Below are 25,536 nucleotides of genomic sequence, written 5' to 3' on the forward strand. Positions count from 1 at the left end.
CTTTAAATTTGCAAGCGTTTACTGACTTCTTATACCTTAATCATATCGCAAGCAAGGAGCGTTTTCTCATCATCTATTCCTATTTTCCACTAAAACTATTCATATCTTTCACTAAAAACATGCTATACTAGCTCCATAACGGATTAACGATCAAAGGAGTCCTCCTGATGTCCCGCACTGTCACTTATGGCAACGAAGAAGAAGGTCCCTTCTATATCCAACATATTCATCGTTCCGGTTCTTTCGAACGGACTCAGCATATGCATGATCTATTCGAGATTTATTATTTGTATGAAGGCGAGCGCATGTATTTCATACGTGATCGTTCCTATCTGATTCTCCCTGGCGATCTGGTATTGATTAACCGGCGAGATGTTCATGCGACCTCTGATTCCGATAAACTTGGACATGCGCGGGTTGTGATCAATTTCAGCGACAGTTTTCTGGGCAGTGCGCTCAAGGACGCTCCCTTCCTGCTCGATGCCATTACCCATAGAACGCCTGTATTGCGGCTTGATCTGCCTACTAGACGCATGGTCGAAGATATTTTCGGCAAAATGGTTCATGAAGCCAAAGAAAATCAGCTCGGCCAAGATTTCGCGCTTGCGCACTATTTGGTTGAGCTGCTGCTGCTGACGGCCCGTTACATCCGTGTCCATCCCGTCACTTCGCCCGAGCACGTCTCTCCCATGCATCGAAAAATATCGAACATCGTTCGCCATATCAACACGCATTATGCAGAACCGGTTCGACTCGAGGAGCTCGCTGAGCGCTTTGAAATCAGTCCTGCTTATTTGAGCCGGATGTTCAAGGAAATCACCGGATTTTCGATGGTTGAGTATGTCAGTCTTGTTCGTGTGCAAGAAGCACAAAAACTGTTAACCCATTCGAATATAAAAGTAATCGTCATCGCAGAGCAGGTCGGCTTCGGCTCGTTAGTCCAATTCGGACGCGTCTTCCGCCAAATGACCAAAACGACTCCGCTGCGCTACCGCCAATCCCGGAATTCCCGTTAGACTTAGCAGAATCTACAAAAAAGAGGCGGTCCGCAAGGTTTTCACCTTATGGAACAGCCTCTTTCCTTTTAACCGATCAACCGCATTAAGCCTTTGAATTCCAATTCCTCAAACTTGCTAATCACTTTCTCCCGTTCCATAGCCCAACCGCATTCTTCCAATGCGCATGCAACCGGCACATCCAAGCGAATCGTAGCCAAATCACGAGAAAGATGAAGCATCTCCAGCTCGGCTTCAATTTTGGCGCGCACACCTTTCGGCAGAGCCGCCAAATTTTCCAGTATTCCCGCAATATTCTCGTATTCCATTAACAGCTTCGTCGCAGTTTTCTCGCCAATCCCTTTGACACCTGGGTAATTATCCGCCGTATCTCCGGTCAACCCCTTCAAATCGATAATCTGGGCAGGTGTCAGACTTTTCTCCGTCATCAACGTTTCGAGCGTGTACACCATATAGTTGGACTGCCCTTTTTTCATAATAATGACTTCTGTATTCTCTTCCACCAACTGCAGCATATCATGATCGCCTGTAAGAATCTGCACCTTCGTAGAAGGGCTATATGTACGAGCTAATGTACCTATGCAGTCATCCGCTTCATAGCCGATCACGCCTACATTCGGAATATTGAAGGAAGCCGTCACTTCTTTCACCAAATCAAATTGAGGAATCAGCTCTTCCGGAGCAGGTCCGCGGTTCGCTTTATAGAGATCAAACTTCTCCGTACGGAAAGTCTTGCTTCCCATATCCCAGCAGCATACCACATGTGTCGGTTTGAACGTCCCAATGGCATCCAGCAAATATTTGAGAAAGCCATACACGCCATTCACCGGTACGCCTGCACTTGTTCGCATGATGTATCCGCTTGAAGATGTTGCATAGTAGCCACGGAATAACAGAGCCATGCCATCGACGAGCAGCACAGATTCAGTTGTTGTTTCGGACAAAATAATCGCTCCCATTCTCTGCATCTTTACGTATAAGTTCTACTCGTAGTATAGCATGGGAACAGCTGTTCAGCACGCAAAAAACCGCCGCTAGCAAAAGATACCAGCGACGGTTCAGCCCTCATCTACATTGTCTTAACGACTTGTATGCCATTTAATTTCTTGAATAAATTCACTTACGGAAGCCTCTAAACGCGTAGAAATTTCCTCATCCAGAATCGCTTGCCCTTGTTCGCCCCATGTTACTTGCTTATCAAGAACGAAAACACCTTGTAGAATGTTCTGCGCACCAAGTGCGGACAGCACTGGTTTCAAAGCGTAATCAATCGCAAGCAAGTGCGAAACAGTTCCGCCTACTGCAAGCGGAAGCACGATCTTGCGCTCGAGCCCTTTTTGCGGGAGCAGATCAAGGAATGCCTTTAACACACCTGTGTAAGAAGCTTTGTATACCGGTGTAGCCACGAAAACCGCATCAGCAGCGGCAACAAGCGCATTCGCATTCACGATGGCTTCGCTATCGAACTTCGCGTATAACAGATCCTCTGCTGGAATATCGCGCACTTTAATCCATTCAACTTCTAAACCTGCTTCCAATAGAGCACTTTTGGCTACTTCAATAACACCATGAATACGGGATGTAGGGGTTGGACTTCCGGAAATAATAACAACTTTGGCCATGAGGTTCACTCTCCATATAGGTTTTGGATGAAAAAAAGACTCCGCAATCTTTGCTGTGTACAAAGTGGGAGTCTCCGGTTGTTAGGTCGACTTTTAATTCATAGTATTTTACTTGGATTTATATTACCATTCCCACTTGCGAACGTCAATACTTTTTGCTTAAAAGAAATTCCAACCTGGCAGCCAGCGGAGGAAGAAGGAATACGTGGATGGAATGATCATCCCTGATAAGATTGGATAGAACAGACCGAACAACACAACGACCCCTATTAAATAACCATAGATATATCTTCTTCTATGAAGCGGCCCTTCCTCCAAATACTGCTTAATATAGTAGGTCAAGATAAGCACTAGAAACGGCACCATCGCGAAGTAATGATAAATAAAAGTCAGCCTCGGCACCAGCATCCACGGCAAGTACTGGGAGCAGTAGCCGATAAGCAGCACGCGCAGCAATTTATCTTTCTTTTTGAACACGAGATAGAACGAATATAGAACTGCAATGAAACCTGGCCACCAGACAAGCGGATTACCGAAAGAAACGATGCTCGACAGCATGCCTTGCGGCATCAGCTTGGCTTGATAATACCAGATAGGGCGAAGCATCAGCGGCCATTCCCACCACGGCGACGAGAACGGATGTGTAGCGACTAAATCTTTATGATACTTATACATATGTACCTGATAGGTGACGACATCCTTAAGGCCATGTCCTGGACCTGGAACCATCATGAATGGAATGTAGGACAGCGTATAAATGCCCAGCGGCACAATGACAAACATGAGCACACACCAAAGCAGTGTGAGCAGTGTATTCTTAACGAACCGTTGTTTGACTAGAGACAGTTGGTCTTTCTCCGCTTCCGTCCAAACCGGCTTCGAGGCATCGAGTGGCTCCGCCTCCGCCTGCGCAGACTCCCCTTCGTCCAAAAGGGCCCGTCGGGCAAATCTATACTCCCCGTAGCGTTCAAACAGGGAAATTAGCAGCAATAAGGCAAGCCCTGCGCCGCCGTAGATGACAATCCACTTGGAAGCCGCTCCTATGCCGAAGAAAAGACCGGATAGCCCCAAGGGAACTAGCGTTGTCCACAGCTTTTCCCTATAAAAACTCAGCGTCGTATAGCGATACATGAAATAGAACATCAGCATGATGAAGAAAACGCCATACACATCAATCGTCGCGATACGCGTTTGCGCAAAATGCATAAAATCAAAGGAAAGCAAACAAGCTGCGATGAAGGCATACTCCGATCGGCCAAACATCCGCTTGGCGAATACATACATGATTGGAATCATGCCTATGCCGAATAACGTGCCAATAATACGCCAACCGAACGGATTTAACCCGAACACATAGATCCCGATCGACATAAGAACTTTCCCGAGCGGCGGGTGTGTGCTTTCATAGGGCTCAATCTGGTGAAGGTGCTCATAGGCAGTACGAGCATGATAAATCTCATCGAAATACGTACCATTCATATACGTAGGCGTATACGGTACCACGCTCGCTTCATCGAATAATTGCGCAGGTCTTCCTTCGTCAGCAGGATTAACATCCTGCTCGGTAACGCCTGCAATGTTAAGAATTTCTGAACTGCCATCTCCGAAGATACCAATTTCATGTAGATGAAGCGCAGCGTTTTCCTGGGTATCTATCACCAGTTTAACGTATCTGGCATCTTTTTTGGGTTCCACCGTGTTCCAGGTGAAGACCTTGGTATGATCGGATTTAACCGACATTTGATCCTGCCACTGCATGCCATCGTTGGAAAACCAGAAGGAGTAAGCTCCTTCACCGACACCTGCAAAGGTGTTGATCCTTGTGATGTTATGTGTACTGCCGAGATCAACAATGACGGCTTCACCAACATTCGTTGGCTTCCAGAATGTCGTCGGAGCCTTATGCCCCCCTAGGTGAAACAATGCAATAATCGTATAGATGACGACTAAAACTCCGAGATACAGCACATCTTTCTTGGTGAAAAATCGGCCCTTGGGGCTTCTTTCTATCCCATCTTCCTGAGGTTTAAAGATCGCCTTCCATCGTTCAGATGGTGTTGCCCGAGGCAACGCAGCTGGAACTGGCTGCTGATCTTGCATCCGGTCCTGATTTCGTTCCTCCGCTTGTTGTTCTGGTTGTGAATCCACGAAAAGCCTCCATCCCAATATACATGCATAGATAAACATAATAACATTGATAGCGGATATCGTCAGCATCAAAGAATCATAACGCGGGATGTGATAGTCCTTATGAAAACTACGCTGCAGCACATCCGCAATATTAATAAAATGCGTGAGGCTGAAACCGATAAACAGACCGAGTATTCGACGATCTTTGATGTAAATGAAGCTGGTTAACGCCAGCAGCAAGCCATAGTGCAAATAGCGTTCGTGCATTTTGGTCATACACATGAAAACCGCTGTAATAAACAAGAAAGCAACGTAGAGTAATGCGCCTGGCCTACCTTTGCTGCGTATGTACAAATAGCACGTATACACGAGTGCCAACGGCATAAGCACCCACCCTAGCCACTGGTAGGGAATATGTAGAAATGTGCTTTTCATATCGATAAAATTGCCGCCTAACAAGGCCATGAGATTAAACGCATTCAAAGAGGCATAAGGGTAAGAAGCCAGTGTACCTGAATAAAGTTCTATCAGCCAGCCGTATCCCCGGCCAACAGCAAAAGGAAGCGAGATAACAACTATTGTCGTCAGACCGCTCAGAATGCTCAACACAGCAACCATCCAGTTGCGTTTGCGCACCACATCAATCAATAAAAAAATGCCAAAGAGCAGCGCCTGGGGTTTAAGAAGCAGAGCAAGTGCTATACAAACTGAAGCTTGCGGAAGTTTTCCACGCTGCTGCAATAAGAAGGTCGCTACGATAAACAACATAAAAAACGAGTCGACCTGCCCCCATATGGCGGAATTCGACCAAATCGCCGGATTGAAAGCAAACAACGCGGCAATGCCCAGCGCTTGCAACCATGCCCGCGCACCACGGCGCCAGCTAATCGTCAAATGAAATAGCAGATAGACCGTTACAACATCAGCTATAATTGCAGGAAGCTTGAGAATTAATAGTGACTGCCCACTCTCCCAAGGAATGGAAAACTTATGGTGCAGGAAACCCACGACGTACAGCACATACATGTAGCCAGGTGGATAGTCCAAGAAGTAGTCTTTCGCATTCGTATACAATCCAGACAGTCCTACCGTATAAGCACGGTCAGCCCAAGCCATGAATGTACGTACATCCGTATCATAACCAACCCATACAGGTGCTAAGTACAATCTAAGTACTAGTGCTGTCAAAAGCAGTAAACCCAAAAGTAAGTACTTATTGGGGGCACCCCCCGCTTGCTTAAACCAGCTTGCCATGTGACCTCTCCTTAGAAATAGACTACTACCATTATACCTGTCCACTCTCTTGCAGAAAAGGAAAAAAGCACCGACCTGGGAGGTCAGTGCTTCGGTTCAAGCTTTTCGATGCGTTCGCATATTTCATGCAGCCAATCATAGTCTTCCGTCAAGGATGCACAAAGTGATAAATTTTCCAATTTCAATCGGTTCCATACGTAGCTTGCGTTAGCTTCCATACACAGCAGCAACTCATCCTGCTCTGCTCGTGTCAGCTCGCGCGCTCTGCGTAATGTCCATAACTCCGCCATACGTTGATGAACAGCCAACATAGTTCGGGTGCCCTCCTGCTTGTTAAGTAGCTAACATTATGCAGTATGGTCAAAGAACGGACGAATGAAACAGTGGGGGTTTGACTTTCTAGTTTAGTTACAGTAAACTGTGTATATTACAGTTAAGTGTAACTAATACAGTGATATGTATCGGAGTTGATTTAATGGATACTTTTACGGCACAGCAACTAGCGAATATTCTTCAAAAAGATGATTCTCGTATGAATTTAAGAACAGTCAGATATTATACACAAATTGGCATGGTGCCACCATTAGAGTTAGTCGGTAACAAAAGAATGTATACCGATCTACACCTTCATTATTTTCGCTCTATACTCACTTTAACAAAAACGGGTGAAACTCTTGCAGCGATTCAAGATAAATTAAAATTGCTCTCACTTGCTGAAATTGAAAAAATTGGTCAACAGCTGCACCTCTATGAATCAAGCCGTGTTCTAGAGAATGAGACACATAGAATTAACGAGGATATCCTTATTACCATAAGTCCCCGGATTTCGGCTGAATTAAAACAACGAGTCATCGATTCTATTTCTCAAGTGCTAAGGAGTGAGGATCAGTAATGCTTGATATCCAATTAGCCAAACCAGTTATGGAAAACGAAGAAGGGATGAACCATTTGTGGGTTCAATTTCCCCTTGCTGACTTTATGAAAACCGAGCTAGCTGAAGTAAGTATTCAACTCCCTGATGGTCTTTATCGTTCACCTAATCTAAATGGATATAAAGAAAATATGTCTAAACTAATTCTAGTCAACTTAGAACGAGATAAGGATGTGCTTATTGAAATTTACACACAATCCGCCATCAACATTGGAGAAGCCGCAATCACCGTTGGGCTCCGCTACACAAACTGCTTGAATAACATAAAAGAAATCCATCACAGCATTCCTATCCATTTCGTCCATGAAGATGAATCTGAACATTTGGCCGTAAATGACCAAGTAATCGGTCGGTTAAAAGAATTATTATCCCCCATTCCACAAGATAAAGTTGATTTCCTAAGTGTTCAATCGAAGATAATGGAGATACGCCATAATGAGTATTCCTATCTTGAAAAGAAGTACCGCGTAGACTGCTAATTAGGAGGGATAACTATCCTACATCAAATACCATACGTGGTTGAACAATCCACAAGAGGCGAGCGTTCTTATGATATTTATTCCAGACTGTTGCAAGATCGAATCATTTTTTTAACTGGAGAAATAAACGATGAAACAGCAAACATGGTTATTGCCCAGCTTTTATTTCTAGATGCATCTGATACCGAAAAAGATATTAGTTTGTATATTAATTCGCAAGGTGGTTCCATAACAGCCGGTTTAGCAATCTACGATACAATGCAATTTATCAAAGCCGATGTCTCAACCTTATGTGTAGGCATAGCAGCTTCCATGGGTGCTTTTTTATTAGCCAGTGGCGCAAAGAGAAAACGCTTTTCTCTGCCTAATAGTGAAATCATGATTCATCAGCCACTTGGTGGAGCGCGAGGCCAAGCATCAGACATAGAAATAAGTGCTAGACGTATCTTACGATTAAGAAACCAAATCAACCAAATATTAGCTCTACAAACCAAACAAGCTGTTGAGCAAGTTGAGTTGGACACAAACAGAGAACGTTTCATGGATCCGATCGAAGCCAAAAATTATGGATTGATTGATGATATCCTCCATAAAGCCAAATAATCTAACCATGCAAGAAGCTTTTGAAAGCGTGATCGTCTCAATATAGACCGGGATTCAGACAGCGAGCGGGATATCTAGCGGCGCTTCTAACGAACCGTATCATACTTATAGACGCGAAAACGGCTACTTTGTGAAACTAACGAACTACAACCGCTTTATGCTGTAGTTTTCAGGTGGAATGGTGATCTTTTTCCTGCAATAACGCTTCTGGAATTCGTTACATTTTCAAATGTGCTCATTTTGATCGAATAAGAGCTATGGAGTTCATAAGGTAAGGCACCGTCCAATGAAGAACAAAACGGGGGCTGTCGCAAAAAGTCTAACGACCTTTTGCAACAGCCCCCGCTGCATTCCTTATTAAGCTGTCGTAACTTCATCCTCGGAAGCACTATCCGAATCTGTGCCCTCTAAGAAGAATTGCACCAGCTTCACATGCTTTTTCAGTGATTTTTCGTGAATCAGATTAATTTTCCCGTTATCCAGAGCGCCGAAGACATAGATCAGTTCCTCATTGCCGTGGGACCAATCGAAGCCGTCGAGAATTTGCAGGCAGGAAGTCCACTCATCGTTGTACTGTCCATTCGGGAATAAGAACCGATTCGCATACAGCGCAATGCTTTCCTGAATGACCCGATTCGCAGAGGTATATTGGGCTAACCCCGGTTGTTCCGGCATCATTGGCAAGATCGTGTTGAAGAATTGGTGCAAAATTTCAACATAAGTTGAAGGATCTTGGCGAATTTTACGTTGCAGTTCGTAAGACGGCTGCATTCTGCCCGAGAACAACATCGTCGCGGTTGCATAGAGCCAGCTGAAGCACGTAAAGTTGCGGTTGAAGGATGTCAGATTGCTGCGTCGCTCAACGCCAACAGCTTTCAAATACACATTGTGATCGACAACCTGTTGAATCACCAGATTCAGCGGATCAATAGAATCAAAGGAATGTCCAAGCTCCTTGCTGACCAGTTGGACTTTGGAATTGATGTCGCCGAAGAGCTGCTGTTCTTCTTCCTCGGTCAACCCAATATAGATCTGCACAGCAAGCTGTGTTTCCATCAGATCCAGGCGTCTGCCTTCGAGTTGATTAATCGTTCCTTCGGTTTCATCCACTTCTTGCTTCACTTCGGCATCCTGCGGGAATTTGCGCTGCTTGATTTTGAGCACAACCAGTTTCTTCTCGTAACGTCGAACTTCTTTCTGCATTTGATCATTCACATAGCCAAGCGCCAGAATTCGATGCTGTCCGTCCAGGATTGAAAGCTTGGAGCCATGTCTCAAAAGGAATTCCTTCTCCCCTTTGGACAATTGGTTCACTTCACGCAGCGAAAGGGTCACGGGACCGAAAAAAACATGATCCAACTCACGTTCTTGAAGGTAGGTCGAAATTTTACGTCTTTGCATGTTGCTTAATTTCCGCTGTACCATCGGATCAATCATCGTATAGTTCAACAAATCCTGGACGCGCAAAGCTACGGTTGAAAGTCCGAACTTATCGCAAAAAGGATGTATGGTCATCTTCAGGCGTAATCCTTCCATTAGCTCACGTCCTCCTTGTCACTGATCAGAAATGCATTCTGCTCTTGATAAAAGTTTTTGATAAAGTTATAGGCCTTCATAATGCGCGTACGTCTTGGCAAACGATCTTTCTCGTCGCCGGCATAAATGCCGTTCCAATTCACATGAGGCAGAATTTTCAGCGCATGCTCAAGCGCATATCGATTGAATTTACCAGGTTTGGTAGCTTCTTCGTGAATAAATAACGCTAAGGCAATCTGGATATTTTCGGACCATACCGCTTCACCCTTGGTTGGTTCCGGCAAGTAGTTCAGCAAGCCATTGAAATAGGTTCCACCTAGTGAAACCAGGTCTTGCAGTTCTTTCTCTTCATATTGATAGCCGTTATTCCGGGCTGCTGATTTCATTCTGCCTTCGAATAGGGCAACCAAGATTTCAATTAACAAATGATACGAGAATAGGTATTCAGGTGATTTGCCTCTTTCCGAGAACATATCTACGGTCAGTTTCTGCATAGCTGGTGCTTTGGCAGCAAGTTCTGTAGCTGCAACATGATAAAATCTACGTTGATCACGCAGTACGGCCAGGTTACCGCCGAGTTTGCGCGGCAATTTATTAATATCAGAGAATAATTGGCGCTCTTGTCGTGCATTAATGTCCAAATAGGTCATCGTCGAAATAGGGAATGCGTACAGTCTACGCAATTTCTCCGTAATCTCTTCCATTTTGTCGTATTCGCGCCGATCTTTGGCACGTGCCATTTGGCTCTGCAGCGTTTCCATAATGCGTTGGAAAGCAGCTAAGCGATGCTGGCCATCTACCACATAAAGCTTCTCAATCGGCTGCAAGCGCAGGGCTTGTTGATCATCATCATAATGACCGGCGCCTCTGGCCGAAAATATAATACCTGGGAAATAGATAGGTTGACGATCTTCCAAATACAAGTTTACATAGTCGATCAGTTTCGAAAGATTTCGAGGAATAATCGCACGCTGCACCTCTAAATCCACTTCATAAATCGAAAATAGTTTACTCATAGGTAAGGTAGCTGCAATTGTTGCTTGCCCAAACGTCTGTCCTAACACACCAGGAATTTCAACGAAGGACGAAGGCTTCTGTTCAGCTAATAGCTCAGATAAAGACGAAATAACATCCATATAGGTACCCCTTTCAAGTTATAAAATTTCTAATTTTCACAGAAATGATTCACTATGTCTCTCATTCTCCTATTTTTACCAAAATCTCTAATTTTCATTCTAGTGTTCGCAGCCAATCTCCTATTCGTCTTGCCGCTTCCAGCAACCTAGCTTCATCCTGTACCAAGGCGATACGTACAAAGCCCTCACCTTCCGCTCCGAAAGCGTCTCCAGGAATAACGACAACACCAGCGTGATAAAGCATTTCCCGGGAAATTTGTCGAGATGTCCACCCTTTAGGAATAGCGGCCCAAATAAACATCGTGGCCTTAGGAGGTGTGATCTTCCAGCCCGCAACTTCAAGTGCGGTGATGAAGACATCACGTCTTCTCTGATAAACATCAGCGACAGAATGATCATGTTCCATATCTTCCTGTAATGCTGCAATTCCAGCCGCTTGAATAGCCCCCCATACACCATAATCAATATTTGATTTCAGTGTCTTCAAAGCTTTCACAGCGTCCGCTTGCCCGGTTAGGAAGGCGATGCGACAACCTGCCATATTAAAGCTTTTGGATAAAGAATGAAACTCAACTGCAACCTCCTTAGCGCCCTCTATCTCTAAAATACTCATTGGCTTATAGCCGTCAAAAGCCATTTCAGAGTAGGCTAAATCGTGTACGACAAGCAAATCATGCTTCTTGGCATAGGCAATTAATTGCTCAAAGAAAGCACGATCTGCAACAGCAGACAGCGGATTGCTCGGATAGTTAAGCAGGATGAATCTCGCCTTGGCAGCCACGTCTACTGGAATGTCTACTAATTGGGGTAAATAATTATGCTCAGCACGCAGTGGGAGCAAGTAGGGCTCAACACCTGCCAGCACTAAACTTGCCGAATATATAGGGTATCCTGGATCGGGTACAATGGCAATGTCCCCTGGATCGCAGAGTGAAAGCGCTAAGTGAGCCAAACCATCTTGTGAACCCATCAAGGTTAGGATTTCATGCTCGGGGTCCAGCTCTACACCAAAGCGATAACGGTACCACTTGGCAACTGCTGTCCGAAAAGCGAGACTTCCTTCCGATGTGGGGTAACCATAGTGGTCAGGATTTTGTACAGCTTCTGTGAATGCTTCAATGATTCGAGTTGACGGCGGCAGGTCAGGACTTCCTATACCTAAATCTATGACGTCTACCCCTCGATTCATAACCTCTCTCTTCCAATCTGCAACTTCCGAAAAAATAGCAGAGCCTAACTGACTAAGTCGTTTCGAACCTTTAATTGTCATGGGTTAGTTCCTCATTATGTTGAATTCAATTAATGCCATTAACTAATAATACGTAAACTTAGATAATACCTACTTGATGAACCAATCTGATCATATAGAGTAAAAATAATACTAAAGTAAGGTAAGCGATCCCGAACTTCCATCGTGTGCTTGTTGGAACATCATAATAGCGTTCTTGCACACCAAGAGGCGAGAAATCCACTTGCACTTGAAGTCCCAAGAAAAAACTAGTCTCTTTCTGCACGCGCTCTACCTTGACTAGTTGAACTTTTTTGATTGTGGATTGCTGAGGCAAATACGCATGCCCCTCGAAGCCAATCCCCTGCCAATGCATAATGATAACTTGTCTGCCTTCTCCCGCGCCTTGGATCTCTGAATACGTTGTATAGTCAAGTTCTCGCGTATGGCTTTCACCTGGGATCATATAACCTTGCTCCAGCAAATGGTTCGCTGCGAACTCAAAACGTGTAGAAACCGAAACAATTTCCTCACGATTTCTAAATTTCACGTATTTCTTGTATAAATCCCAAGCAAACATCGCCCAGATCACCAAGAAAATAACTTGATTTATATAATTTTTTAGATAAAAAATAAAAACCAAACCGCCAATTAGTCCTAGCACCCATAACCATCGTGTTACTGCAGTTGAAATTCTGCCTCCGTCTAACGGATGAATCGGCAGTAAATTAATCAAATTAAGATAAAACGACGCATAAGCAATTGCTACAAGGACGGGAGAATCCATATAAACACCTAAACCGAATGTTGCTACGCCTCCAAGTGTTCCTAGAACAGGCCCTCCGATTCCGATAAAAGCTTCTGTCGCCGCATCGGAAGGATTCTTTTTCATCGTGATGAGGGCACCGAGGAACGGAATGAAGACAGGCGCGGATACCGGGAGCCCTTTGATTTTGGCTGCAAAGACATGCCCCAGCTCATGAATGAGAACCAAGAAAACAATGCCGATTACAAAAGGCAATGGGGCCAGATAGGCGTAAGCCCAAATCGTGATGAACATCGAAATAATGGCTCCGCCGACTTTTCCGAACTTCAAGGCAGCCAGAAGCAGCTTGCCTTGTGATAGCAGAACAGCGATAAAGCCGCCGATAGCCAGTGGTGATTTTTTGCGAGCGGGTGGTTTTTCTTTTTCTTCCAACCTCACGTCACCCCTTCGCCCATGCTTGCTCAAACTCCGGCTCCTTAAATCCTACAGTAACCTTATGCCCATCGGTAACGATAGGGCGTTTAATTAGTCGGCCATTCGAAGCCAGCAGCTCGAGCATCTGCTCTTGCGACATGCCTGGCAGCTTGTCTTTTAAATTCATCTCTCTGTACACTTCACCCGATGTATTGAAGAACTTCTTGATCTCCAAACCGCTGTCGCTTAGCAGCTTGGCAAGCTCCTTGGCGGAAGGCGGCGTATCGAACAAAGGAATATTTTCTGCGATATCTACCTCATGGACTTTCAGCCATTTGATGGCGCTGCGGCATGTCCCACATTTATCGTAACAAAACACTTTTACCGGCATGATGCGAAAACTCCTTTTATAAGTCAGATCTATTTAAAATTCTGGGCTAAATGTAAGGGAAAGTCAAGTTATACCCAAAGAAAAACCATCCATTTGGGGATGGTTTTTCGCATTTTAGTTGTTTTTTTCAAGCCAAGTTTGCAAAGTCAGCAAGTCAGCGGGCAGTGGAGCCAAATATTCCGTCCATGTTCGCGTGCCTGGATGCACGAAGCCTAGTTTATGAGCATGCAGGGCTTGTCGATCGAGCCTTTGATTTACTTCCTCCGCAGCGGATCCCTGATCATACTCAGGCAGCGTATACATCTTGTCACCAAGCAGCGGATGCCCCAAATGACGCATGTGCACGCGAATTTGATGGGTACGTCCAGTTTCCAGCCAAATCCGAACTAAGGCGGCCTGTGCGAACTGCTGGACAACCTCATAATGGGTGACGGCTGAATAACCATCTGGCCTTACAATACGCACATGAGGCTGCTCAGGATCGCGATCAATCGGTTCATTAATCGTGCCTTTCGCATCCGCTACTGTCCCCCAAACAAAGGCTAGATACTCTTTTTTTACCTGATGCTGAATCATCTGCTCCGAAATTTGTTGGTGAACATAGGGCGTCTTGGCAATTGCGAGAACACCTGACGTTTCTTGATCTAGCCGGTGAATCGGACGGAAGCGGCAAGTAATCCCAGCTTGCTGCCAATGATGGACAACACCGTTGGCGATCGTATTCACATAATGACCATGCGTGGGATGCACGATGATGCCGGCCTCTTTGGCTAGAATGAGCAAATGATCATCCTCATGAAGAATATGCAGAGGCAGATCCTGCGGCAGGATATCCTCGGACTCTTCTTCCTCCATCCGAATTTCCACACGATCTCCGGCATTCACTTTAATGTTAATATACTGTCTGACACCATTCACTGTGATTCCCTGCTCCGTCAGTTTAATGCGGGAAAGCAGTTTGCGGGAAACCATCAATCTCTTTTGCAGTACCGTTTTAAGAATAAAGCCCTCTTCCTCTGGCGGCACGATATATACTAAAGGTTCATAATAACTCATAATTTGCGTCTAAACACCTCTGCACTGCGAATATAGGTGACATCCTCAATACCTTCACGGTGGTTGGCCGTGCGGGCAATCGTAAAGAAGAGATCTGATAGTCTGTTCAAATATCGGCGCACCTCAGGATTTATTTCTTGTGTGCGAGCTAGGGTAACGACGCGACGTTCCGCTCTGCGGCACACCGTTCGACAAATATGAAGGGTAGAAGAAACCGTTCCGCCTCCAGGTAAAATAAAACGGGTAATATCCGGAGTTTCTTTATCATATTGATCAATCCAGACCTCTAGCGCATCGACCATTTCTGCTGTAACTTTATAAGGCCGCAGCTCTGGCTTCAATAACGCCAAATCGGAACCGCAATCAAAAATCTCATGCTGAATCTGCTGCAAATCCGGCAGCAAATCGGGATACACCGCCGGGTCCATGAAGCTTATCGCTTGACCTACGTGACAGTTCAACTCATCCGTCGTTCCATAAGCTTCTACGCGATCATCATCTTTATCCACACGGCCGCCTATCACGCCAGTTTGCCCTGCATCTCCGGTGCGCGTATAAATTTTCATCGGGTACCTGCCTCCCTGTTCCTGGATTTATATGGTTCCATCATCTCATAAACGCGCTGCATATCCAAGTGGCTTCGCACATGATCTGCCAGCCTGTCGAAGGCAGCTTCCCTGCGTTCTTTGAACCGAAGTCCTTCCGCAGCAGGACCTAGTCCTTTCTGCTGGCGAATCCGATTGAGCCATGCCCTGCGGAAGTCATCATTGTGCAATATCCCGTGCAAATAAGTTCCCCAGACACGGCCTTCCTCGGCCACCGCTCCATCTTCATGCCAACTATCTGCATGGCCCTCTGAATCTTCAAGCGATGTTTTAATCCGAAATGGGCTTTCTACCTCGTGCAAATAACGTGTGCGTCCCATATGAATTTCATAACCCTCAATAAGCAGTTTGTTAGGAGTTTCAGCAAAAAGCGTACTGCTGCCATGCACCTGAACCGTTCGCTTCTCCGCAGTGAACACCGTTTCAGTCGGCAGTAGTCCCAGCCCCGCTAATTCGGGATGGTCCGATTCGTAGCCATCCGGATCGAGCAGCTTGCTGCCCAGCATCTGGTAGCCTGCACAAATACCGGCGACCCAACCTTCCTCCTGATGGACAAAAGCTTGAATACGCTCCGTTAAGCCCGACTCGTTCAAATACCGCAGATCGTCCATCGTATTTTTGCTGCCGGGCAGCACAATCACGTCAGGTTCTCCCCAGTCAGCCAGATGCGTAATATAACGGAAGTGGACGTCCTTCTCTTCTTGCAGCGGATCGAAATCCGTAAAGTTCGAAAGACGAGGCAAGCGAATCACCGCGATATCCAATTGATCTGCCGTTTTGCCGCTTCCATAACTGTCATTGCGTTTACTTTGCACTCTCTTCGAGTCCAGGGAAGCTGAATCTTCATCCTCGATCCCGAGCTGCGGCAAATACGGAATAACACCGAGCACAGGTTTGCCTGTTCTCTCCTCCAGCCAATCCAAGCCCGGCTTCAGCAAGCTGACGTCGCCACGGAATTTATTAATAATAAAGCCCTTCACACGGTCTCGCTCTTCTGGCGTCAGAATCTCCAATGTCCCTACGATAGAAGCGAATACGCCGCCACGATCAATATCCGCTACAAGCAGTACAGGGGCATCCGCCCAGCCGGCCAAACGCATGTTCACGATATCCCGGTCTTTTAAATTCACTTCTGCCGGACTCCCCGCACCTTCGAGCACCACCACATCATACTCGCTGCGCAGTCGTTTCAAAGCATCCTTCACAATGATCTCCGCTTGCGGCAAATATGACTCCCGATAGGTTCGCGCATCCAGATCGGAGAAGGGAACACCGTGAACGACAACCTGGGCCACCATGTCTTGTTTGGGCTTGAGGAGAATTGGATTCATATCGGTTGTCGCGAGGATTTTGCAGGCATCCGCTTGAACGCCCTGCGCTCGACCGATTTCTTTGCCGTCAAAAGTCACGTAGGAATTCAAGGACATATTTTGTGATTTAAAAGGGGCCGTTTGCCAGCCATCTTGAACGAGAATACGGCATATCGCCGCCGTTAAAATACTTTTGCCCACATCGGAGGCAGTGCCCTGAACCATCAATGTGGCTGCTTGCACAGTCGCTTTTGTCATGACCTTACCCTCGATTCATCTTGAAATCTGACAGCATGTTATGTAATCCGGCGATTAGCCGTTCATTGTCTTCTCGAAGTCGGATCGCAACTCGGCAGTAACGTTCATCAAGACCTTCAAACAAAGAAGCATCCCGAATCAAAATACCTTGCTGCCCCATATGCTGCTGAGCTTGCTTGACCGTAATTCCCATAGACAGCGGGAAGGAAAAAAGCAGGAAATTCACTTCACTAGACACAACTTCCAGACCTAATTGTCCTAACTGCTGAATCAGCCATGTCTTCTCTTCGTGCAGCCACTGCCAACTTTTACTTTCGTAATCCACATCATCAAGTACCGACGACCCTATACGCTGCGCCAAATAATTCACACTCCACTGCACTTGCAGCTGCTCTATCTGCCTGATCCAATCCGGATGCGCCACCATAAAACCTAAACGTATGCCTGGGATCGAATAAAACTTGGTCATAGAACGAATTACCAATAGCTGTGGATTATTAGCGGCTTGTTGCAGCAGCGAATGATCCTGCTCATTGGGCACAAACTCCATGAAAGCTTCATCAAGTACACAGCGGTGACCGCTCTGCACAAGCCCCTCCAGAACGGGCCCTGGTATAAGCTTGCCTGTCGGATTATTCGGATGGCCCAGGAAGAACAGATCAACAGATGCATAAGCTGCTTCCACATCTTGCTGCTGCAGTTCGAATTGATATTCTGCTTGAAGCGGAATATTGTAAATTTCGCCCCCGGATTTATGCACAGCTTCCTCATATTCACTGAAGGAAGGTCTGGCAAGTCCAGTAACCTTGGGCTTGAGGACTCTTGCCGTTAAATCAATCAGTTCCGCCGCACCGTTCCCGACCAGAATACTTTCAACCGGAATAGCGTACTTCGCAGACAGCTTGCTGCGCAGCTCGCGTACGGCAGGGTCCGGATATTTAACAATATCGCGCCAGCCCTCGCTTAGGATGATCTTAACAGCCTGAGGCGGACCAAGCGGATTCATATTCGAGCTAAAATCCAGAAAGGCTTCCTTGGGTTGACCGAAGGCTTCCTCAGCGGTCCACAGATCCCCGCCATGTCCATAACGTTCGAGCATCCAATTTGCTCCTCTCATAACCAATAGGATGAACCCCTCTAAAACTGTGTCAAGGTTATCAGGAGAACCCCGACTAGCAAGACCGTTTCCAACAACTCATTCAAAGCGCCGTAGGTATCTCCTGTTAACCCGCCTAGTTTGCTATTCATGTAGGCAGCGAAGATCCAACCGGCTATCACCGTCACCAACATGTAACCGCAAACGATGATCCAAACTCTCGGATCTGCCAGAACAGCATAAGAACCCTTGCCTAGCGCCAAGCTCGCAGTAATCGTAGTTGTAAGAAGGGCTACTAAAAAAGAACAGCTGACATGCGGCTTGCGCACACTGCGAAAAAGACTGCCAAGCCCGCTTTCCTTGCGCGCATAAGGCCAGCCATAGATCGCCATGACCATGAACCAGCGGCTCCAAACCGGGACCAACACAAGCAGAAAGCTTACGCCTCCTTCGTGACCAGCTATATGCAAGTCCAATAAGGAATAAAGAATTGCAAACTTGAGAAGCACATGCAAGACGCAGACGATGACACCCATCGCTCCAACCCGGCTGTCTTTCATGATCTCGAGCATCATCTCGCGCGGCCGATGACTCAGAATTCCGTCTGCCGTATCCATCAAACCATCGAGATGAAGTCCTCCCGTTAAGACGATCCACAGCCCCAGCAGCAGCACTGCCGCAGGCATCGGAGGCAGGATGAGACCCAACCCTTTGCCAGCCAGCAATAAAAGCAAGCCGATTACGCACCCGGCGAGCGGATAGAATACAACGCTGCGCCGAAAAACCCGCTCTGTATATTCAATTTGCACAGGAATCGGCAAACGGGTAAGAAACTGAAAGGCCGCCAGACAGGCCCGCAGCCAATCTAGAACAACCACACGAGCATTACGCATAGCAATCCTCCCATCACTACGAAGCTGACGCCGTACAACATGCGGACGGCGTAGACAATATCCTGCTGCGTCCGCGGACGCAGCGGCCAGCCCAGGCGGGCGCGCTCGCTTGCCGCGCCGCCGTAGACGTTCAGCCCGCCAAGCTCAATTCCGAGTGCCCCGGCTACCGCCGACTCTGGAATTCCGCTGTTCGGGCTGGGATGCAAGTGCGCGAAGCGGCGGATCGCAGCCGCCGAGCGCTTCGCCGAGAGGCCCGGCTGCAGCAGGGCAACGAGGATCAGCAGGAGGCCGGTCAGCCGGGCCGGAATCCAGTTCATGACGTCGTCCCAGCGGGCCGACGCCCAGCCGAAATGACGGTATCTGTCATTTCGGTAGCCGACCATCGAATCCATCGTATTCGCTGCCCGGTACAGCATCGCGAGCGGCGCCCCGCCGAGCAGCGCGTAGAACAAGGGCGAGATCACCGCGTCGACAATGTTCTCGGCCACGGTCTCAACGACCGCGCGCGTCAGTTCTTCCTCACCGAGCTCGCCTGTTTCCCGGCCTACGATGTAGCCGGTGTACTTGCGAGCTTCAGTGAGTTCACCCTTGCGCAGCGGACGATAGACCAGATAGGCCGCATCCTTTAAGCCTTTGATAGCAATCGTTGTAGAAATCAGCCAGGTACAGACAGCGTACCCAAGCCATTCATGAATCGAACGAGCAGCCAGAATCAGCACCATCACAGTGCCGAAACTTACGGTGAGGGTTGACAGTGTAAGCATAATGCCTTTGGCCCGCAACCATCCAGGTGAATCGCTTTCTCTGCGCAGCATCTTTTCGATGCCGCGAATCCAGCGTCCGATATGAATAACCGGATGGGTCGGCCAATTCGGATCTCCGAGAATCCAATCTACGACAATGGCCGCAGCCGTCATGATAACGATTTCCTGCCAAGAGTACATCCACATGGTAATCACCGTTCCATACTTAGCGACGACTTGCGTTCTTCCAGTCGATAAGCGCTGCTTTTGATCTCAATCGGTATCCCTGCCGTGACCAGGAACACCTCATCACATACTTGTGCTAATCGTTGATTCATCCGTCCTGCCAAGTCTCGAAAGCTGCGACCAAGCGGATACTCCGGCACGATGCCGTCTCCTACTTCATTCGTGACGAGGATAAGCGGACCCCTGTAGGAAGCAACGGCTTCTGCCAGATCGTCGATCCGTGCCATCGCCAGCGCTGCCGCATTGGATTCGGACTCATACCTAAGCAGCCAATTGGTCAGCCACAGCGTCAAACAATCCACCAGCACCGCAGCTTCCCCGCTTGCGCCGCTCGTATGAAGCTGCTGCAGCAGTTCCTGCAAGTCATATGGCTCCTCACGCGTATCCCACGGATAACCGGAATCAAGCCTTTGCTGCTTGTGCAGATCGACCCGCTCCCTCATTTCCTCATCATAGATGTAGGAGGTAGCGATATATATCCCCTGCTTGCTGTCATGCATAGCAAGCTTCTCGGCGAACGAGCTCTTGCCGCTTCGCGCGCCGCCTGTTACCAGAACCGCCATGTCGCCTTCGCCCCCTTCCTTTCACTTACCCCCGTGACACGCCTGCGCTATCGAATGTCGCCATCTCCTTCATGATCTTGCCTGCGGCATCGATCACGTTGAACACAAGCACAGCGCCTGTCCCCTCGCCCAGGCGCATATCCATCTGCAGCATCGCCGAGAGGCCAACCGCTTCGAGCATCTTCGTATGTCCCTGCTCCTGCGATAAGTGCGAGGCGAGCATATAGGACGCGCTTAGCGGTGCTAATCGGCTCGCCACAAGCGCTGCTGCCGACGAGATGAAGCCGTCGACAACGACAGGGCAGCGATTCTTCGCTGCGCCCAGAATCACGCCTACCAGTCCGGCGATCTCTAGTCCGCCGACTTTCGTCAATACATCAAGCGCATAATCAGCGCTTGCCACATCGCCTTGGCCCAGCCCGTTTATGGCCAAGGCCTTGTTCACCACAGCCTGCTTATGCAGCCATTTGGCATCATCAATGCCTGTTCCACGGCCAACGGCTATGCTGGCGTCCAGACCCGTCAGCGCGCACAGAATAGCCGCGCTAGCCGTTGTATTGCCAATCCCCATCTCCCCCGTGGCGAAAAGGCGATATCCCTTCTCTACCAGCTCATCAACGAGCTCAGCGCCCGCCTGGATAGCTTGTACAGCCTCTTCCTTCGTCATAGCCGATTCCCGCGCCATATTGCGTGTGCCTTTGCGCACTTTGCGCGAAACAAGCTCTGGATGCTCCAAATCCGCGTTAACGCCCATATCCACGCAGATGACATCAGCGCCGGCATGCCTCGCCAACACATTAACCGCAGCCCCGCCGGATAGGAAGTTGAATACCATTTGCGGCGTCACTTCCGCAGGGAATGCACTGATTCCTTCCTCGCAGACACCATGATCGCCAGCCATGACGATGACGGCTTTTTTGTCCAAATCAGGCATGATTTCACCCGTAATGCCCGCAACCTGACGCGCGATATCTTCCAACTTGCCCAGGCTTCCTTGCGGCTTGGTTAATTGGTTCAAATGATTGTTCGCTTGATTCACTGCCTCTTCATGAATCGGCTCAATACGATTAAGAATAGTCGCTAACTTGCTCATTATGTCATCCTCCGATATTTCACTTATTTGCCTGGCTGCAACAAAATTTGCGGTGCTTCGTTGACAGGATGGCGCAGAACGATTGGTTCTGTTCCATACACCTCTTTGATTAGTTCACTGGTTATGATTTCTTCAGGCGTTCCAATGGCAGCCATTCGCCCATTGTGGATGACCATCAAACGCGTGCAGTACTGAGCAGCCAAGTTTAAGTCATGCAGAACCGCAACGACCGTTAACTCCGCTTCGCTCTGCCATTCTCTCATATAATCCATCATTTGGACCTGGTACCCAATATCCAGAAAGGTGGTCGGTTCATCCAGCATCAGCAGCCGTGGCTGTTGTGCCATCACTTTGGCCAGCGCAACACGCTGTCGTTCCCCGCCGCTTAACCGCTCAATGGTCCTGTCGATCAATGGCTCCAAATGCAGCCGTCTCACGATTCCATCAATTAAACCCTCCGCATCTGCGGAATCCTCGCCTAGCCAATTCTGAAATGGATAACGCCCCATCTCCACCACTTCACGAACCGTAAATCCTACCGGAGGAAGCGCATCCTGCTGCAGCACAGCAAGCCATCTCGCCAATTCTTTGCGGGAAAAAGCTGACGCTTCTCGTCCATCCAACTGGACTTTCCCGGTTTTCACAGGATCCATGCCGGATAAAAGTCGAAGCAGCGTCGACTTCCCGCTTCCGTTGGGTCCGATAATGCCAAAAAATTCGCCTTGCTTGACCTCGAAGGTAATCTTCTCCAGTACTTGCTGCTCCAAGAAGCTTTGCGAAAGGTGCTCCACTTTAATCATGTTGATCAACCTCTTAACGTTTTCTTATCCTTATGTAGCAAATACGCAAAAAACGGGGCGCCCAAGAAGGCTGTTATGACACCCAGTGGAATTTCGGTTGGACTTAATACCGTGCGAGCCAGCGTATCCGCCCACAGAACGTAGACCCCTCCGCCAATCGCGGATAAAGGAATAATCAAGCGATAATCAGGTCCTACAACCAATCGGACCAGATGCGGAACGATGAGACCGACAAATCCAATAACACCAGCAACCGATACGGCAGCTGCCGTCAGGAAAGTAGCCACGACCAGTACGACTAACTTGGTCCGCTCGACATTGACGCCTAGATGTGACGCTTGCCGCTCCCCCAAAGCGAGCAAATTCAAAGAACGCGCATAGCCTAAGAGCACAATAATGCCAATAAGCAAATAGGGTGTAATGATGTAAATATACGACCAGCCGCGCATCGCCAGGCTGCCCATTAGCCAGAAAACGATCTCATTGATCACCTGTTTGGAAATCGAAACCATGAACGATACGATGGCCCCTAGGAACGCTTGCATAACAACGCCTGACAAGATCAACGTTTCCATCTTGAGCTTTCCTTCGATTTGAGCGAGCTTCAGAACTAGAAATAAGGAAAGAAGTCCGGTAATGAAAGCAACAATCGGAATCGACCATTGTCCGAACCACGCCATCTGCAGCCCAAAATAGATGAGGAAAGCTGCGCCAACCGATGCCCCTGACGATACCCCGAGCGCATACGGATCTGCCAAGGGATTTCGCAAAACACCTTGAAAAGCCGCACCCGCGATAGACAGCGCCGCACCCACCAGAATGCCGAGCAAGACGCGAGGAAATCGCACTTTATTAATAATTTGCTCTGCTGATTGCTGCCAGTTCGTGTCGATATAGTCCCCAAGCCATGGGATATGCTTGCCCAGTATTCCTGCGATTTGCAAGACAGGCAGATTCGCTGTTCCCAGTGATAAACTCACCAGAATAGAAAGAAGAAGGAGTATAACTCCTACTCCTCCCCATAGCACTAATTTTCTTTTCATTTATTTCACCAGTTCGGGATAAATGCCTTTAGCCATTTGAAGCAGTCCGTCTGTCAATCGAGGTCCCGGGCGGCTCAGCATATTTTGATCAAGGCCGATCACTTGCTTGTTCTTCACGGCTTCGATCGTATCCCAGCCACTGCGCGTACGGATGATTTCGTCCAGTGATTTCTTGCTCTTCGTATCGATAACGCCGTTAGCGAAAAGGATAACCGCCGGATTTTGCTGAATGATCTTCTCTTCGCTGATTTGATACCAGCCTTTTCCGTCTCCAGCTACATTGATACCGCCTGATAGCTTAATCAACTCGTCCATGAATTCTCCGCTGCCCACAGTCCAGCCTGGGCTGAATTCAATGTAGACTTTCTTCTTATTCTCTTGCTTCACATCTTTGACCGCGTCGACAACCTTTTGACGGTCTGCCTTCATTTTGACAACAATTTTCTCCGCTTGCTCTTGGTGATCTGTAATCAGTCCATAAGTTTGAATGTTCGCAATCACATCATCCAGCGTCTTAGGCTCTACTTTGAAAATGTTAACATTCAATGCGCGAAGCTGCTCCACCGTATCTACTTTCATCGAAACCCCTGTAAACACAATATTCGCATTGGAGGCAATCAGCGCTTCTTGGTTAGGTTTCGTGATACTGCCTAATTTGGGCTTGGTTTTTGCCGCATCAGGATAATCATCATAATCCGAGACACCTACGATGTTAGCTTCCAAACCTAGAGCAAACAGTGCCTCGGTTTCTGCCGGTGATACGGATGCAATCTTCTCCGGCGCTTTCTCAAACGTAAACTCTTTGCCTGTTGCATCTTTAACTTTCAATGGATAAACGGTCTTTTTCGCTGCTGCTGCCGGTGTTGTTGTCACCGTTGGCGCTTTGGTCCCCTCGCCGCCCAGCTTCGATGGATTCGTTATTTCTGCTTCTTTCTTCCCACAAGCCGCTAAACTGACTGCCGTTGCTAACGCAACTGTAAGAATCAGCGCTTTTTTGACAAACTTCTTTTCCATTATCATTAACCCTCTCTCTTTATGCTTGATTTCGATTGATCTTAGCCGGTTTGAGCCTAATAAGAAAGCGGCTTTGCCGCCTTTAGAGATGAACATCTTCATAACGGTTTTTAACAATCTAGCGAATCGTAGTTCCCTTTGGGCTTTGCAATGACAGAGAGCGTCGTGTGAAAAGGAACTATGATCCGCTAACTGGCGGAAACTGGGGTAAAAGTAACATGAAAAGGAACTGAGATCCGCTATTTAAGCGGAACCTGCTGATTCCAACCGGGAAACGGTGAAATAGCGGATCGTAGTTCCCTCTGGCCTGGAATATGGCGGTTTTCAGAATTATAGCGTACTGTAGTTCCCTCAAACTCCCGATAATGACACTTTTGGCTAGAACAGCGCAACGTAGTCCCTTCGTGCGAGCTAGCTGGAGTAACTCCGCGTTCATATAAACTCTTATATTTCAAAAAAGCCCCCTGTTCCTGAAGGAACAGAGGGACGATAAATCGCGGTGTTCAGCAACTTGACGTTTGCTTCCTGATTTAACGCGATCCTTTTCCTCGAAGGATGTCGTAAAAAGGCTCCATGGGCAGGTATCCTGACTTTCCACCTTCGCTTGCGTGGATTACAGTGGCGGGACCGTGCCGGACTTCAACCGGCTTCCCTTTTAAGCAGACAAGCTTAGGAATAAGCTTGCCAGCACCTATGGCGGCGTATTTGACTATCAATCTCTTTGTCGATTATAGACTTCTTGTTACTTTTGTGCAATCACTTTGAGCACTTGCTTGGCTTCATTCAGCTTTGGCGCATTCTGAGGAATGAACGCTACCAACCCTTTGCCTTCAAAGCCTTGCTCTTTCATCCACTTGTTTCCTGTAAGCGGAATTCCGTATAAATGCTTTTCGGACGGCTTGCCTTCTTCTTTGATTTCGACGACCCCATCCGGGTAATCCTCCGGTTTAATCGTATCATCCAAGGACACGAAACCTGCTTGATTACTGAGGGATTTAAACTGGTCATCGGCAAGAATGAAGATGCCATTGCCGCCGGCAGCTAATTCTACAATCATTTTCTCCAGAGAGAAAATAGGGGAACTAACAACCTTGACCGTAGGGGTCTCGCCCACCTTGGATTTCAGCGAAACTTCCAATTTCTCCGCCGCTTCACTCGGGAACCCGCTTGATCCCATAATAAAAATAGAAACATCTGGCTTAGGCCCGCCACATCCTGCCAGCAGTACCATAAGTCCAACCATCATAACCAACAGCCATTTCGCTTTCATGTTGTGAACGTACCTCCGTATGTGATCTATATCCTTCTGT

Annotated in this window: 25 protein-coding genes and 1 riboswitch; of the genes, 4 read left to right on the top strand and 21 right to left on the bottom strand. The window is 47.6% G+C overall.

The genetic code is table 11. The features are described from left to right. The first annotated feature begins 167 nt into the window (after positions 1-167). A complete protein-coding gene (locus IEY34_RS14810; protein ID WP_189012648.1) occupies positions 168-1,016 on the top strand; it encodes a helix-turn-helix domain-containing protein in 849 nt (282 codons plus the stop codon). A gap of 68 nt (positions 1,017-1,084) precedes the next feature. On the opposite strand, the gene IEY34_RS14815 is transcribed toward IEY34_RS14810, so the two are convergent. From IEY34_RS14815 to IEY34_RS14830, 4 genes are all read right to left on the bottom strand, one after another. Further along, positions 1,085-1,975 (bottom strand): 5'-3' exonuclease, encoded by an 891-nt coding sequence (locus IEY34_RS14815; RefSeq protein ID WP_189012649.1) that lies wholly within the window; start codon positions 1,973-1,975, stop codon positions 1,085-1,087. A gap of 120 nt (positions 1,976-2,095) precedes the next feature. Continuing rightward, positions 2,096-2,638 (bottom strand): NADPH-dependent FMN reductase, encoded by a 543-nt coding sequence (gene ssuE, locus IEY34_RS14820; RefSeq protein ID WP_189012650.1) that lies wholly within the window; start codon positions 2,636-2,638, stop codon positions 2,096-2,098. 159 nt (positions 2,639-2,797) lie between these two features. Beyond that, complete coding sequence (locus IEY34_RS14825) at positions 2,798-6,022, bottom strand: glycosyltransferase family 39 protein (protein ID WP_189012651.1); 3,225 nt, start codon at positions 6,020-6,022, stop codon at positions 2,798-2,800. 83 nt (positions 6,023-6,105) lie between these two features. Beyond that, positions 6,106-6,333: a DUF7667 family protein gene (locus tag IEY34_RS14830; RefSeq protein WP_189012652.1), complete on the bottom strand. Its 228-nt coding sequence runs from the start codon at positions 6,331-6,333 to the stop codon at positions 6,106-6,108. 164 nt (positions 6,334-6,497) lie between these two features. Between IEY34_RS14830 and IEY34_RS14835 the strand changes: the two genes are divergently transcribed. Genes IEY34_RS14835 through clpP form a run of 3 tightly spaced genes read left to right on the top strand, consistent with a single transcriptional unit; the run spans position 6,498 to position 8,035 of the window. Then, positions 6,498-6,914 carry a MerR family transcriptional regulator gene (locus IEY34_RS14835; protein ID WP_189012653.1) on the top strand — a complete coding sequence of 139 codons (417 nt, stop codon included), beginning with the start codon at positions 6,498-6,500 and terminating at the stop codon, positions 6,912-6,914. Then, positions 6,914-7,432 carry a hypothetical protein gene (locus IEY34_RS14840; protein WP_189012654.1) on the top strand — a complete coding sequence of 173 codons (519 nt, stop codon included), beginning with the start codon at positions 6,914-6,916 and terminating at the stop codon, positions 7,430-7,432. The genes IEY34_RS14835 and IEY34_RS14840 overlap by 1 nt, the downstream gene beginning before the upstream one ends. Positions 7,433-7,447: 15 nt before the next feature. Further along, entirely contained in the window at positions 7,448-8,035 is a 588-nt protein-coding gene (gene clpP, locus IEY34_RS14845) for an ATP-dependent Clp endopeptidase proteolytic subunit ClpP (protein WP_308423019.1), read from the top strand. 357 nt (positions 8,036-8,392) lie between these two features. On the opposite strand, the gene IEY34_RS14850 is transcribed toward clpP, so the two are convergent. The 17 genes from IEY34_RS14850 to IEY34_RS14930 all read right to left on the bottom strand — a co-directional run bounded on the left by IEY34_RS14850 (position 8,393) and on the right by IEY34_RS14930 (position 25,496). Next, on the bottom strand, positions 8,393-9,571 hold the full coding sequence (locus IEY34_RS14850) for a DNA sulfur modification protein DndB (protein WP_189012655.1): 1,179 nt from the start codon (positions 9,569-9,571) through the stop codon (positions 8,393-8,395). Next, on the bottom strand, positions 9,571-10,707 hold the full coding sequence (locus IEY34_RS14855; protein WP_189012656.1) for a DNA sulfur modification protein DndB: 1,137 nt from the start codon (positions 10,705-10,707) through the stop codon (positions 9,571-9,573). The genes IEY34_RS14850 and IEY34_RS14855 overlap by 1 nt, the downstream gene beginning before the upstream one ends. 94 nt (positions 10,708-10,801) lie before the next feature. Beyond that, positions 10,802-11,977 (bottom strand): aminotransferase class I/II-fold pyridoxal phosphate-dependent enzyme, encoded by a 1,176-nt coding sequence (locus IEY34_RS14860; RefSeq protein WP_189012657.1) that lies wholly within the window; start codon positions 11,975-11,977, stop codon positions 10,802-10,804. 58 nt (positions 11,978-12,035) lie between these two features. Next, positions 12,036-13,139: a site-2 protease family protein gene (locus IEY34_RS14865; protein WP_373291255.1), complete on the bottom strand. Its 1,104-nt coding sequence runs from the start codon at positions 13,137-13,139 to the stop codon at positions 12,036-12,038. 1 nt (position 13,140) lies between these two features. After that, the gene (locus tag IEY34_RS14870) at positions 13,141-13,506 is read right to left on the bottom strand and encodes an arsenate reductase family protein (RefSeq protein ID WP_189012659.1); all 366 of its coding nucleotides are present in this window, start codon (positions 13,504-13,506) and stop codon (positions 13,141-13,143) included. A gap of 114 nt (positions 13,507-13,620) precedes the next feature. Next, on the bottom strand, positions 13,621-14,562 hold the full coding sequence (locus IEY34_RS14875) for an RluA family pseudouridine synthase (RefSeq protein WP_189012660.1): 942 nt from the start codon (positions 14,560-14,562) through the stop codon (positions 13,621-13,623). Then, on the bottom strand, positions 14,559-15,128 hold the full coding sequence (locus IEY34_RS14880; protein WP_189012661.1) for a cob(I)yrinic acid a,c-diamide adenosyltransferase: 570 nt from the start codon (positions 15,126-15,128) through the stop codon (positions 14,559-14,561). The genes IEY34_RS14875 and IEY34_RS14880 overlap by 4 nt, the downstream gene beginning before the upstream one ends. Beyond that, complete coding sequence (locus IEY34_RS14885) at positions 15,125-16,735, bottom strand: cobyric acid synthase (protein ID WP_189012662.1); 1,611 nt, start codon at positions 16,733-16,735, stop codon at positions 15,125-15,127. Before IEY34_RS14885 ends, IEY34_RS14880 begins: the two co-directional genes overlap by 4 nt. 4 nt (positions 16,736-16,739) lie before the next feature. Then, positions 16,740-17,834: a threonine-phosphate decarboxylase CobD gene (cobD, locus tag IEY34_RS14890; protein ID WP_189012663.1), complete on the bottom strand. Its 1,095-nt coding sequence runs from the start codon at positions 17,832-17,834 to the stop codon at positions 16,740-16,742. 38 nt (positions 17,835-17,872) lie between these two features. Then, positions 17,873-18,724, bottom strand: a complete 852-nt coding sequence (cobS, locus tag IEY34_RS14895) for an adenosylcobinamide-GDP ribazoletransferase (RefSeq protein ID WP_189012664.1) — start codon at positions 18,722-18,724, stop codon at positions 17,873-17,875. Next, positions 18,697-19,674, bottom strand: a complete 978-nt coding sequence (cbiB, locus tag IEY34_RS14900; RefSeq protein WP_189012665.1) for an adenosylcobinamide-phosphate synthase CbiB — start codon at positions 19,672-19,674, stop codon at positions 18,697-18,699. The genes cobS and cbiB overlap by 28 nt, the downstream gene beginning before the upstream one ends. A 5-nt stretch (positions 19,675-19,679) precedes the next feature. Beyond that, positions 19,680-20,276: a bifunctional adenosylcobinamide kinase/adenosylcobinamide-phosphate guanylyltransferase gene (gene cobU, locus IEY34_RS14905; RefSeq protein WP_189012666.1), complete on the bottom strand. Its 597-nt coding sequence runs from the start codon at positions 20,274-20,276 to the stop codon at positions 19,680-19,682. 25 nt (positions 20,277-20,301) lie between these two features. Beyond that, positions 20,302-21,369 carry a nicotinate-nucleotide--dimethylbenzimidazole phosphoribosyltransferase gene (gene cobT, locus IEY34_RS14910; protein ID WP_189012667.1) on the bottom strand — a complete coding sequence of 356 codons (1,068 nt, stop codon included), beginning with the start codon at positions 21,367-21,369 and terminating at the stop codon, positions 20,302-20,304. Positions 21,370-21,392: 23 nt separating this feature from the next. Then, complete coding sequence (locus tag IEY34_RS14915) at positions 21,393-22,169, bottom strand: ABC transporter ATP-binding protein (RefSeq protein WP_189012668.1); 777 nt, start codon at positions 22,167-22,169, stop codon at positions 21,393-21,395. A gap of 5 nt (positions 22,170-22,174) precedes the next feature. Next, positions 22,175-23,212: a FecCD family ABC transporter permease gene (locus IEY34_RS14920; RefSeq protein WP_189012669.1), complete on the bottom strand. Its 1,038-nt coding sequence runs from the start codon at positions 23,210-23,212 to the stop codon at positions 22,175-22,177. Continuing rightward, entirely contained in the window at positions 23,213-24,226 is a 1,014-nt protein-coding gene (locus IEY34_RS14925; RefSeq protein ID WP_373291251.1) for an ABC transporter substrate-binding protein, read from the bottom strand. Between the two features lie 559 nt (positions 24,227-24,785). Next, positions 24,786-24,936: riboswitch (cobalamin riboswitch) on the bottom strand. Between the two features lie 32 nt (positions 24,937-24,968). Then, positions 24,969-25,496, bottom strand: a complete 528-nt coding sequence (locus IEY34_RS14930; protein WP_189012671.1) for a hypothetical protein — start codon at positions 25,494-25,496, stop codon at positions 24,969-24,971. Between the last annotated feature and the right edge of the window lie 40 nt (positions 25,497-25,536).

The organism is Paenibacillus marchantiophytorum, assembly GCF_014640555.1.
In the GTDB taxonomy this organism is placed as follows: domain Bacteria; phylum Bacillota; class Bacilli; order Paenibacillales; family NBRC-103111; genus Paenibacillus_E; species Paenibacillus_E marchantiophytorum.

Bases quoted from the DNA above. Each gene is read 5' to 3' on its own strand.
- IEY34_RS14840 (WP_189012654.1), top strand. From the start codon at position 6,914: ATGCTTGATATCCAATTAGCCAAACCAGTTATGGAAAACGAAGAAGGG.
- IEY34_RS14925 (WP_373291251.1), bottom strand. From the start codon at position 24,226: ATGGAAAAGAAGTTTGTCAAAAAAGCGCTGATTCTTACAGTTGCGTTA.
- IEY34_RS14915 (WP_189012668.1), bottom strand. From the start codon at position 22,169: ATGATTAAAGTGGAGCACCTTTCGCAAAGCTTCTTGGAGCAGCAAGTA.
- IEY34_RS14885 (WP_189012662.1), bottom strand. From the start codon at position 16,735: ATGACAAAAGCGACTGTGCAAGCAGCCACATTGATGGTTCAGGGCACT.
- IEY34_RS14835 (WP_189012653.1), top strand. From the start codon at position 6,498: ATGGATACTTTTACGGCACAGCAACTAGCGAATATTCTTCAAAAAGAT.
- cbiB (WP_189012665.1), bottom strand. From the start codon at position 19,674: ATGTGGATGTACTCTTGGCAGGAAATCGTTATCATGACGGCTGCGGCC.
- IEY34_RS14825 (WP_189012651.1), bottom strand. From the start codon at position 6,022: ATGGCAAGCTGGTTTAAGCAAGCGGGGGGTGCCCCCAATAAGTACTTA.
- IEY34_RS14810 (WP_189012648.1), top strand. From the start codon at position 168: ATGTCCCGCACTGTCACTTATGGCAACGAAGAAGAAGGTCCCTTCTAT.
- cobT (WP_189012667.1), bottom strand. From the start codon at position 21,369: ATGAGCAAGTTAGCGACTATTCTTAATCGTATTGAGCCGATTCATGAA.
- IEY34_RS14870 (WP_189012659.1), bottom strand. From the start codon at position 13,506: ATGCCGGTAAAAGTGTTTTGTTACGATAAATGTGGGACATGCCGCAGC.
- IEY34_RS14875 (WP_189012660.1), bottom strand. From the start codon at position 14,562: ATGAGTTATTATGAACCTTTAGTATATATCGTGCCGCCAGAGGAAGAG.
- IEY34_RS14880 (WP_189012661.1), bottom strand. From the start codon at position 15,128: ATGAAAATTTATACGCGCACCGGAGATGCAGGGCAAACTGGCGTGATA.
- IEY34_RS14850 (WP_189012655.1), bottom strand. From the start codon at position 9,571: ATGGAAGGATTACGCCTGAAGATGACCATACATCCTTTTTGCGATAAG.
- cobU (WP_189012666.1), bottom strand. From the start codon at position 20,276: ATGGCGGTTCTGGTAACAGGCGGCGCGCGAAGCGGCAAGAGCTCGTTC.
- IEY34_RS14860 (WP_189012657.1), bottom strand. From the start codon at position 11,977: ATGACAATTAAAGGTTCGAAACGACTTAGTCAGTTAGGCTCTGCTATT.
- IEY34_RS14920 (WP_189012669.1), bottom strand. From the start codon at position 23,212: ATGAAAAGAAAATTAGTGCTATGGGGAGGAGTAGGAGTTATACTCCTT.
- IEY34_RS14830 (WP_189012652.1), bottom strand. From the start codon at position 6,333: ATGTTGGCTGTTCATCAACGTATGGCGGAGTTATGGACATTACGCAGA.
- IEY34_RS14930 (WP_189012671.1), bottom strand. From the start codon at position 25,496: ATGAAAGCGAAATGGCTGTTGGTTATGATGGTTGGACTTATGGTACTG.
- ssuE (WP_189012650.1), bottom strand. From the start codon at position 2,638: ATGGCCAAAGTTGTTATTATTTCCGGAAGTCCAACCCCTACATCCCGT.
- IEY34_RS14815 (WP_189012649.1), bottom strand. From the start codon at position 1,975: ATGGGAGCGATTATTTTGTCCGAAACAACAACTGAATCTGTGCTGCTC.
- cobS (WP_189012664.1), bottom strand. From the start codon at position 18,724: ATGCGTAATGCTCGTGTGGTTGTTCTAGATTGGCTGCGGGCCTGTCTG.
- cobD (WP_189012663.1), bottom strand. From the start codon at position 17,834: ATGCTCGAACGTTATGGACATGGCGGGGATCTGTGGACCGCTGAGGAA.
- IEY34_RS14855 (WP_189012656.1), bottom strand. From the start codon at position 10,707: ATGGATGTTATTTCGTCTTTATCTGAGCTATTAGCTGAACAGAAGCCT.